At 65.2% G+C, this 7,776-nt stretch carries 10 protein-coding genes; 7 read left to right on the plus strand and 3 right to left on the minus strand.

What is annotated here, in order from left to right; genetic code table 11:
* Window positions 1-24 precede the first annotated feature (24 nt).
* Genes pabC through IT472_RS04800 form a run of 5 tightly spaced genes read left to right on the plus strand, consistent with a single transcriptional unit; the run spans window position 25 to window position 3,946 of the window.
* Window positions 25-846: an aminodeoxychorismate lyase gene (gene pabC / locus IT472_RS04780; RefSeq protein WP_297179151.1), complete on the plus strand. Its 822-nt coding sequence runs from the start codon at window positions 25-27 to the stop codon at window positions 844-846.
* Entirely contained in the window at window positions 843-1,898 is a 1,056-nt protein-coding gene (gene mltG / locus IT472_RS04785) for an endolytic transglycosylase MltG (RefSeq protein WP_297179154.1), read from the plus strand. The genes pabC and mltG overlap by 4 nt, the downstream gene beginning before the upstream one ends.
* Window positions 1,895-2,554: a dTMP kinase gene (gene tmk, locus IT472_RS04790; protein ID WP_297179157.1), complete on the plus strand. Its 660-nt coding sequence runs from the start codon at window positions 1,895-1,897 to the stop codon at window positions 2,552-2,554. Before mltG ends, tmk begins: the two co-directional genes overlap by 4 nt.
* The gene (locus IT472_RS04795; protein WP_297179159.1) at window positions 2,551-3,576 is read left to right on the plus strand and encodes a DNA polymerase III subunit delta'; all 1,026 of its coding nucleotides are present in this window, start codon (window positions 2,551-2,553) and stop codon (window positions 3,574-3,576) included. The genes tmk and IT472_RS04795 overlap by 4 nt, the downstream gene beginning before the upstream one ends.
* Before the next feature lie 10 nt (window positions 3,577-3,586).
* The gene (locus IT472_RS04800) at window positions 3,587-3,946 is read left to right on the plus strand and encodes a PilZ domain-containing protein (RefSeq protein ID WP_297179183.1); all 360 of its coding nucleotides are present in this window, start codon (window positions 3,587-3,589) and stop codon (window positions 3,944-3,946) included.
* Between the two features lie 92 nt (window positions 3,947-4,038).
* Here the strand turns inward: IT472_RS04800 and IT472_RS04805 are convergent, their stop codons facing one another.
* Window positions 4,039-4,734: a hypothetical protein gene (locus IT472_RS04805; protein WP_297179162.1), complete on the minus strand. Its 696-nt coding sequence runs from the start codon at window positions 4,732-4,734 to the stop codon at window positions 4,039-4,041.
* 330 nt (window positions 4,735-5,064) lie between these two features.
* Here IT472_RS04805 and IT472_RS04810 point away from each other — a divergent pair, with 330 nt between their 5' ends.
* A complete protein-coding gene (locus tag IT472_RS04810) occupies window positions 5,065-5,493 on the plus strand; it encodes a hypothetical protein (protein ID WP_297179165.1) in 429 nt (142 codons plus the stop codon).
* A gap of 357 nt (window positions 5,494-5,850) precedes the next feature.
* Complete coding sequence (locus tag IT472_RS04815; RefSeq protein ID WP_297179168.1) at window positions 5,851-6,141, plus strand: prolyl oligopeptidase family serine peptidase; 291 nt, start codon at window positions 5,851-5,853, stop codon at window positions 6,139-6,141.
* Between the two features lie 10 nt (window positions 6,142-6,151).
* On the opposite strand, the gene IT472_RS04820 is transcribed toward IT472_RS04815, so the two are convergent.
* A complete protein-coding gene (locus IT472_RS04820) occupies window positions 6,152-7,375 on the minus strand; it encodes a GGDEF domain-containing protein (RefSeq protein ID WP_297179171.1) in 1,224 nt (407 codons plus the stop codon).
* 131 nt (window positions 7,376-7,506) lie between these two features.
* Window positions 7,507-7,776, minus strand: a 270-nt coding sequence (locus tag IT472_RS04825) for a 3-hydroxyacyl-CoA dehydrogenase family protein (protein WP_297179174.1), incomplete at its 5' end; no start/stop codon positions are given.

Here is a 7,776-nt window from a genome sequence, read left to right on the forward strand (position 1 = left end):
TAATCGCCGGGTGAGCCGACGCCCATGACGCCTGAAGTATTCATGGGGCGCGATCGCCTGGGTGCGGTGTCAAGCACCAACCGTGGCCTGAACTACGGCGACGGCCTGTTCGAGACGATGCGCGTGGATCACGGTTCGATCCCGTTGTGGCCGCGTCATCTCGCGCGGCTGCAGGTGGGTGCCGAACGCCTTGCCCTGCCGTTGCCGGATGTCGCGTTCCTCACCGCACGCATCCAAGAACACAGCGCAGGGCTTGATGCTGGCGTCATCAAACTGTTGGTCACGCGTGGCGACGGCGGCCGCGGCTATGCGCCGCCCGTAGATGTTGACCCGGTATGGGCATTGTCATTGCATCCACTCCCGCAAGCTGGTTCGACGGGCCTGCGCCTGCATGTCTGCGAAACCCGGCTGGCGCTGCAGCCGGCACTGGCCGGGATCAAGCACTGCAACCGGCTGGAACAGGTGCTGGCGCGGCTGGAAGTGCAGCGCGCAGACTGCGATGAAGGCCTGATGCGCAATATGGAGAGCCATCCCGTCTGCGCCACGTCCGCGAATCTGCTGGTCCATCGCGATGGCCGCTGGTGGACGCCGCCGGTGGAAACCTGCGGCGTGGCCGGCGTGTTGCGTGGCTGGCTGCTGGGACAAGGTCTTGTGGATGTTGCTGCGCTGTCGATGGAGGATCTCACCTCCGCCGATGCACTGGCCCTGTGCAATGCGGTGCGCGGTATCCTGCCGGTCTCGATGCTGGGCGGCCGCACATGGGCGGCGAGCCCGGCGATCCACGACCTTCAGGTGCAACTGGCGATGGCGTATCCGATGTTTTCCGTGGCGACGGTGGTGGCATGAAATTCCGCACGCTGCTGCTGGTGCTGGTCCTGGCTGCCGCCGTGGCTGCGGGCTGGGCATGGCAGCGCTACCACGCGTTTGCCGATGCGCCGATGGTTGGCGTTCGCGATGACACCAGCTTGCTGGTATCGCGTGGCGACAACCTCGGCAAACTGCTGCCGAAACTGCGCGAGCAGGGCATCACGACCGGGGATCGCCTGTTGTGGCAGGTGCTGGCGCGTGAGACCGGCGCGTCTGGGCGCATCCAGGTGGGCGAGTACGCGCTCAATGCGGCCACCACGCCGCGCGCGCTGCTGCTGGCAATGCGTGACGGCAAGGTGGTGCGGCGCAATTTCACCATCGTCGAAGGCTGGAACATCCGCGACCTGCGCGCTGCGCTCGGCAAGGTTGCGCTTCTTCGACAGACGCTCGCCGACATGGATGATGCCGCCTTGATGGAAGCATTGGGTCAGAAAGGCCAGTCGCCGGAAGGCCGCTTCCTGCCGGAAACCTATGCGTGGACGCGCGGCGATTCCGATCTCGACATCCTCAAGCGCGCCTACGCCGCCATGGACAAGGCGCTGGATGCGGCCTGGGCCGGGCGTGCCCCGGACCTGCCGCTGAAGAATCGGGTCGACGCCTTGATCCTCGCCTCGATCATCGAAAAGGAAACCGGCGTGGGCGACGAGCGCCCGCGAATCGCCGGGGTGTTCGTGCGTCGGCTGCGCATGGGCATGCGCCTGCAGACCGATCCGACCGTGATCTACGGCATGGGGTCGAGCTATGCCGGCAACCTGCGCCGCGTCGACCTCGACACCGATACGCCCTACAACACCTACACCCGCGATGGATTGCCGCCCACACCCATCGCGATGCCGGGCGAGGCGGCATTGCGCGCGGCCGTGCACCCTGCGCCGGGTGATGCCCTGTATTTCGTCGCGGTCGGTGACGGCAGCGGGCGCCATGTGTTCACCCACACGCTGGGTGAGCACAGCGCAGCGGTGCGCGAGTACATCCAGCGCAATCGTGCGCGGTTGCAGGGAGCGCAGACTGCTGGGGCGTCACCGAAATGACCTCGGCGCCAGCAACCCAGCCGCGTTTCCTGACCCTCGAAGGCGGCGAGGGCGCGGGCAAGAGCACGGTGCTGGCGGCCCTGCGCGATGCGTTGCTTGCAGACGGGGAGGACGTGGTGTGCACCCGCGAGCCGGGTGGCACGCCGCTGGCCGAGCGCATCCGCGAGTTGCTGCTGGCGCAAAGCAACGAAGTGATGGACCCACACACCGAATTGTTGCTGGTGTTTGCTGCGCGCGCGCAGCACGTGGCGCAGGTGATCCGGCCGGCGCTTGCACGCGGCGCTTGGGTGGTCTGCGACCGTTTCACCGATTCGAGCTTCGCTTACCAAGGCGCCGCACGCGGCCTGGACATGGCATTCATCGCCGAACTCGAACGCGGCGCGGTGGGCATCGTGCCGGGGTTGACCCTGTTGCTGGATCTGGACGTGGCCAGCGCACGCGAACGCACGCGTGGACGCGACCTGCTGGGCGATGCCGTGCCCGACCGCATCGAGAGCGAACGCGATGCGTTCTTCGAGCGCGTCCGCGAGGGGTTTCGCCTGCGTGCCGCAAGTGATCCGCGACGAATCCGCACGATCGACGCCGGACTGAGCGCAGGTCTGGTGGCCAGCGAGGCGGTTGCCATCCTGTCCCAATACCGGGAAGGGTTGGCATGAGCCTCTTGCCGAAGTTGGCGCCGTGGCTGCAGCGCGCATTCGAACAAGCCTCCTCAGCATTGGCGGCCGGCCACTTTGGCCATGCGGTCCTGATCACCGGGCCGCGGTTCATCGGCAAGCGTCTGCTGGCAGAAACGCTGGCACAGCGCGTGCTGTGTTCTGCGCCGCATGCCGCAGGATTGGCCTGCGGAACGTGCCGCAGCTGCAGGCTGTTCCAGGCGCGGGCACAGTTGGATTCTCCCGAACTTCGCCCGGAAGGACGCCTCGTGCACCCGTGGGGACGCAGCAGCCATCCGGACCTGAACCTGATCGGGCATGGTTGGAACGAGAAGGCGCGGCCACCGAAGATGCGGACGGAAATCGTGATCGAGCAGATTCGCGAGCTGTCGGAAAAACTGGTGCTGACCGCGCAACTCGGGGGCGCCCAAGTGGTGATCCTCGACCCAGCCGAAGCGGTCAACTGGGCTGCCTGGAATGCCGTGCTCAAGACCCTGGAGGAGCCCCAGCCGGGGCGTTATCTGTGGCTGCTGGCGGCAGACCCAGCCCGCCTGCCTGCGACCATCCGCAGCCGCTGCCAACGACTGGATGTGCGACCTCCTGGTCGCGACGAGTCCATCCATTGGCTTTGCCAGCATGGGCACGCCGCCGTGGATGCGGCCGATGCACTGGACGCTGCGCGCGGCAATCCCGGATTGGCGGCAGCGTGGCTGGAGGGCGATGGAATGGTATTGCGTCGCTCGGTCCGGGACGATGCGCAGGCGCTGGAGCGGGCCTGTGAGGCCGCCGATCTGGTGGCGCAGCGATGGACGGTGGATGGCCGTGCCGATGAACGCCTGTGGCATCTGGCAGAATTGGCCCGCCAGCGGATGGCGGACTTGACCGATCCGGCCACAGCCCGCACGCTGGTGGGGCGGTTCGACACGGCCAACCGCGCCCGTGATCTACTGCGGACGACGGTAAGGCCGGATCTTGTGGTACACGAGGCGCTGCTGGCGTGGCGCGGGATAACCGACAGGCGATGAAGGTGCGATGATGGTAGGAGCAACGGGCGGAGCGCGGCAGGGCATCCTGTCACTGGTGATCAAGGACAAGCCGGCGCTCTACAACGCCTACATGCCGTTCATCAAGAATGGCGGTGTATTCGTGCCGACCAACAAGCGCTACTTCCTCGGCGACGAGGTGTTCTTGCTGTTGACCCTCCCTGAATCTTCGGAGCGGCTTCCGGTGGCGGGCAAAGTCGTCTGGGTGACGCCGACCGGCTCGCAGGGGAACCGTGCTGCAGGCATCGGTATCCAGTTCGCTGACAGCTCAGATGGCGAGGCCGTGAGAAGCAAGATCGAAACCACCTTGGCCGGCACCCTCAACGCGGACCAGCCGACCCAGACGATGTGAGCCGGGGCCGCCGGCGCACGGCTGCGTGCGCAGCCCGTTGCAAGGCTTGCCTTCCGGGAGGCGCCCAGATAAGCATTGCCTTCAGGGCCGAATCAGTCAGGTGAAGGGGATTCGGGAGCCAGCCAGCGAGTGGCATCCATGCCGATGCGGGCGCAAAGTTCGCGAAAGACGTCCTCCCGCTCCTGACCATTCTCGGTGTTGAAGCGCAGAAAAAACGGCCGCTGGTCCATATCGAACGGTTCGCTGGCCTGGCCATGAAGAAAGGCCAGCATCGCGGCGAAATGGACCGCCACTTCGCCCTCACGGCGCAGTGCGCCTTCCAGCAAGGCCGCCACAACGGCGGGCGGATGAAATTCGGCCACCACGTCCAGCGTCTGAGTCAATCCACCGTAAAACCGCGCCTCCCTCAAGGCTTGCACGAGACCGATCTCACGCTGCCGATCGGAAGTCACTCCGGGCGCGTAATGCTCAATCGCGGCACGCACCGCAGGGTCCGAATGCTCGCCTGCCGCCGCCAGTGCCGCCCGGCTGCGCGGGGTGTCCAGTGCCGCCAGTGCCTCGACGTCGCGCCAGTCCTGAATGCCGCCGGCCAACAGCAGCTGTTCGATCTGCTCGCGCTCTTCGGGCGTGGCGGACCGGAGCAGTTCGAGTTCGTAGCCGATGCCGTCATGCCAGCGCTCGTAATTCATCTCCATGCTCCGGCAGAAGCGATCCAGCAACGCGGATCGCTTCGTCGGTGTTTCCGTCGTGCCGGTGGGGGCTGGCGAGTGATCCTTCGGGAGGCCCATGGTTCAGTTTGCTCCGCGGGTCATCGCGATTTCTTGGGTGGGTGATCAATGCGGCGGACCGTCGGGCAGCGGCTCGTCACCCGCCCACGCCTTCAGATCATAACTGGCCACGCGCCGGACGCTCAACCGCATTTCCGTGCAGTCCTGCGACCTGCCAAACCCGCGTACGAAATGCGGCTTGCCTTCCAGGAGGCGCCCACATAAGCATTGCCTCAAGGCCGAATGGGGCAGGATGCGGACTGGTAAAGCCGGTAGCATGGCCGGCATTGCAAGGCGATGAGAAAATCAATGCGCCAGCCCAAGCCACTGTCCCTCCCAATGAGAATCGGGATGCTGGTCGCGCTGCTGCTCTGGGCAGCGCTGGCCTTTTGGACGTTCAGCCTCGGTTTCAGCGCTTCTTACTTCAAGCACGATCTTCCTTCCCGCATGCCCCCGTTCCTGGCGGCCTTTGCTGGTGCCCTTGCCCTGCCATTGAGCGCCTACCATCAATGGCGTCGTGCCCGGAGCGGCGCATCCCGCATGGGCGCATGGCTGAGCCACTGTGCCTGCGCCGGGCTATGCGTGTTGCCGCTGGCCGGGACCGCGGCATTGCTTTCCCGACTGCCGGATCCATTTCATCTTTCTGGCGACGATGCGATGGGCGTCGGCATCGTGTTCCTGATTCTCGTCGCAACGGCCATCGTCTCGGCGTTTCTGCTGGGTGTCCTCATGCTTGCCACACATACGGACCCAACAGCCACCGGAAGAGAACGCAACTGAGCAGCCGGCAAGTTGGGCTACGCGCTCAGCGCAGGTGCTGGATCTTCGCCTGGACATGATCAACGCCGCCCGCGGACTGGCTCGACGCAGCAATGCCGCGGGCTTTGCCGCCTGGGTGGCGGATGCCGCCGAGTACACCGGCTTCCTCGTGGAAGTGGACGTCCTGCGCGCGTAAATGGCGGACGCAATTTTTCGTCATGCGCTCAGGTTAGATCGAAGCCTTGCGCCCGGCCTGCGTGCCGGTGGCAATGCTGTAGGTGATCGAACCCATCCACGACGCATTCAGGCTGCCGTTGTTACCCGCATGCTCGGACAGGAAGGTGGATTCGTCCTCGCCTTCCAGCCATCGTCGAAGGCGTGCGTTGGCTGCTGGCGCAGGGCATCGACGACAAGGCGCGTGTGGGCACCGTCGGCCATTCCTTTGGCGGCTATTCCGCGCTGCTCGGGCTGACCTTCCAGCCGGACCTGTTCAAGGTCGGCGTGGCCGGTTCGCTATCGGCCGGCCTCGGCTGGGCGATGCGCTGGTTGCTGGATGCCGGCGAGCAGGGCGACCTGCTGGATCGGTCGTTCAAGCACACCCTGCGGCGCCCGGTCAGCCTGCTGGTGGATCCGGAGTTTGCCTCGCTGGCCATGCGGCCTGCCCCTTGAAGCTGCGTTGTCAGGACCCGCGTGGTGGTGACGTCGAGGCATCGCCCGATGGATCGTCATCGATCACCACACGATTGCGGCCGCTTTGCTTGGCGCGATAGAGCGCTCGATCAGCTGCTGCGATGATTGCATCGGGCGCGTTTCCGGCAGCCGACCGTGCGACGCCAAAGGACGCGCTCAACTGCAAAGCCATGCCACCGATTTCCACCGGTGCTGCCGCGACTGCTGTACGCAATCGTTCGGCGGTTTCAATGGCGTGTTCGGCATCGATCATGGCCACGAATTCCTCGCCGCCCCAACGCGCCAGCAGATCGCCCTCGCGCAGACCCCGATGCAGGACATCCGCAACCGCCCGCAAGGCGGCATCGCCGGCGTCGTGGCCATGGGTGTCGTTGACCTGCTTGAAATGGTCGATATCGATCATCAGCATCGCAGCAGGATGCCGTCGTAGCCGTTTGGCGGCTTCCTCCAGAAAGCTTCGGCGGTTGTCGAGGCCCGTCAGTGCGTCAGTGCGTGATAGCAGGTCCAGCCTGCGGTTGGCTGTTTCCAGTTCCTTGGTGCGCTGATGCACATGCAGTTCGAGTTCATGGCGCAGCGTCTGCAATTCGTGGTATTCGCGGTCGTAACGCAGGCTGAGCGCGCGCGCTGCCGCGACATAGAGGACCGAGAATCCGAGTACTGGCATCCCCTCAACCCGTGCCAGTACCTGCAATTCGCTCAGCATGTCGTAGATCAGGGTGACGAATAGCATGCCCAATCCGTAGGCGAGCACGCGGGATTCGCCATCTCCGGAGCGGGAGCTGTCAAACGCACGCGCCATTGCAGCCAGCAGAAACAGGACAGCAAATGCAGAGAGCACCTGCATGAAAATGCCGTTGCGCAGGAAGAAAAAAAGCACGACCGGCACCAACAGACCGATCTCGATCACCCGGGCGAAGCGCGTCGGTGGCTTGCCACCGATATCCGAGGCGAGTTCAAACAGGCTCACTAGGGCACTTGCGACCCCGAGCATGTTGATGGTCGCAAGCGAAACCGGTGCCGAGTCCATGGTGCGCATCACCGCGCCGGTGATGTTGACCAGCAGGGCACCCAGTGCCGAGCTTGCCAGCCAGAAATGCGAGGGACGATCCCGGCGGTGTTGCCACAGCAGGAGCTGGGTGACCAAGGTCAGCGAATAGACCCCGACGCCGAAAGCGTCGATCCATTCGATCCTGACCGGTAGCAGCATCCCCATGTCGCTAGGTTAGCGCGTCTCCTGCAATCCCTGCAGCCAGCACTCGGCAAGCTGGGTAGGCGAGTTGCGAGGCAGCGGGATGGCGTGCGCGACTGGGCAGCGCAATGATCCTTGCGCTGCTTGCGCTTCCGTCACGCCACCGGCGCGCGCAACACCGCCGCATCCCAGCCCGGCCTCGGCGCGAAGCGTTCGCCGTACTTGCCGCGCAGCGTTTCGAGCCGTGACAGCAAGGCATCGGCACCCACGCTGCGGATGTGCTGGATCGGGCCGCCGCGGAACGGCGCAAAACCCGTCCCGAAGATCACCCCGGCATCCAGCAGGTCGGTATCGCTGACCACGCCGGCGTGCAGGCAGGCCACCGCTTCGTTGAGCAGGGGCAGGATCAGGCGGTCTTCCAGATC

The sequence above is a fragment of the Thermomonas sp. genome, from assembly GCF_020850895.1.
Taxonomy (GTDB): Bacteria; Pseudomonadota; Gammaproteobacteria; order Xanthomonadales; family Xanthomonadaceae; genus Thermomonas.

Coding starts and splice junctions, on each gene's coding strand:
- pabC (WP_297179151.1), top strand. CDS start 25: ATGACGCCTGAAGTATTCATGGGGCGCGATCGCCTGGGTGCGGTGTCA.
- mltG (WP_297179154.1), top strand. CDS start 843: ATGAAATTCCGCACGCTGCTGCTGGTGCTGGTCCTGGCTGCCGCCGTG.
- tmk (WP_297179157.1), top strand. CDS start 1,895: ATGACCTCGGCGCCAGCAACCCAGCCGCGTTTCCTGACCCTCGAAGGC.
- IT472_RS04795 (WP_297179159.1), top strand. CDS start 2,551: ATGAGCCTCTTGCCGAAGTTGGCGCCGTGGCTGCAGCGCGCATTCGAA.
- IT472_RS04800 (WP_297179183.1), top strand. CDS start 3,587: ATGGTAGGAGCAACGGGCGGAGCGCGGCAGGGCATCCTGTCACTGGTG.
- IT472_RS04805 (WP_297179162.1), bottom strand. CDS start 4,734: ATGGGCCTCCCGAAGGATCACTCGCCAGCCCCCACCGGCACGACGGAA.
- IT472_RS04810 (WP_297179165.1), top strand. CDS start 5,065: ATGCTGGTCGCGCTGCTGCTCTGGGCAGCGCTGGCCTTTTGGACGTTC.
- IT472_RS04820 (WP_297179171.1), bottom strand. CDS start 7,375: ATGGGGATGCTGCTACCGGTCAGGATCGAATGGATCGACGCTTTCGGC.